Below are 865 nucleotides of genomic sequence, written 5' to 3'. Positions count from 1 at the left end.
TTGTAGGAGTGAGCCTGCTCGCGATGGCGGCCTGACAGCCGACCAAATCTCTAACMGGTGTACATCATTCCCTGTGGGAGCTGGCTTGCCYGCGATGGCGSCCTGACATCCCACCCATTTCTCGCAGTTGCATAAAGCGGTTAACTCGCGAGTGGGCCAGGTTACTTTATCAGTAGGTTATTCGTTGGATATGAGGGCCCTATCGCGGGCAAGCCACGCTCCCTCAGTTGATCTGCGACGTTCATAAAATCAACGTGCGAGCCCGGCTGTCAGCCAATTTATTTCCCCCGGGTGTACCGAAATCACCCTGTGGCAGCTGGCTTGTCGGGTCGCCGCGTCGCTGCGATGTAAGCCTCACGACTAACCCATCTCCACCAGGCACAAACAAAAAAACCGCGACCTTCCCCCAAGGGTCGCGGTTTTTTTACGTTGCGAGATTATTGCTGGAGCACGGTTGCCTGGTTGGCATTACCGATTTGCTGCACGGTGGCCAATTGGGTCGTGCCGCTTTGCTCAATACTGGCAATGTTGCCGCTACCGCCCTGAGTCACATAGGCCACGTTCATTGTCCCGGACTGAATGTACTCGGTGCTGTTGCCAGAACCATTGCTGCTGCCTTGTGCCAGGTTGGTGGAGCCGCGCTGGTCGGCGATGAGGATGTTGTCGCTGCCGTTCTGGTCGAAATACAGCTCGTTGTAGGAGTCGGCCTGGCTGACCGTGGTTGCGTTGCCGGTGCCGGTCTGGTTGGTGCTCATGAGGTTGCCGACGCCGTCCTGGGTGAAGTTGGCGACGTTGTTTTTGCCGTTCTGATTGACGGTTGCTGTTTGAGTGCTGCCGAATTGGCCGCCCGATTGTGGGCCTTTCC

1 pseudogene is annotated in these 865 nt (G+C 57.1%); it reads right to left on the bottom strand.

From position 1 onward, the window contains the following. Nucleotides 1-437 precede the first annotated feature (437 nt). Nucleotides 438-865, bottom strand: a pseudogene (locus AC1DRJ_RS30235) (curlin); the annotation flags it as partial.

The sequence above is a fragment of the Pseudomonas sp. P5_B2 genome, from assembly GCF_056400445.1.
The sequence above is the reverse complement of the archived record's forward strand: the minus strand, read 5'-3'. Positions and strand labels throughout refer to the sequence as shown.